Annotated in this window: 1 protein-coding gene; it reads left to right on the top strand. The window is 74.2% G+C overall.

Going from position 1 to position 264, the window contains the following annotated elements; genetic code table 11:
• Nucleotides 1–264, top strand: a 264-nt coding sequence (locus VM95_RS38285) for an acyltransferase domain-containing protein (protein ID WP_045706403.1), incomplete at both ends; no start/stop codon positions are given.

Raw genomic sequence — 264 nt, 5'->3', positions numbered from 1 at the left:
GAGCAGTTGGCGGGTTCGTACTGGTTCGACAACCTGCGCGGCACCGTCCGCCTGGACACGGCGGTCGCATCGGCGGTCGCGGACGGCCACACCCTGTTCCTGGAGTGCAGCCCCCACCCCGGCCTCACCATCCCCCTCGCCGACCAGCTGGAGGACACCCCCGGCGCCGCCGTCCTGGAGACCCTGCGCCGCGACGAAGGCGGCCCCGAACGCCTGGTGACGGCCCTGTCCGCCGCCTTCGTCGCCGGCCTGCCCGTCGACTGG

It is taken from the genome of Streptomyces rubellomurinus, assembly GCF_000961885.1.
Classification (GTDB): Bacteria; Actinomycetota; Actinomycetes; order Streptomycetales; family Streptomycetaceae; genus Kitasatospora; species Kitasatospora rubellomurina.
Note: the sequence above shows the minus strand (reverse complement) of the source record. Positions and strands in the feature narration are given on the sequence as shown.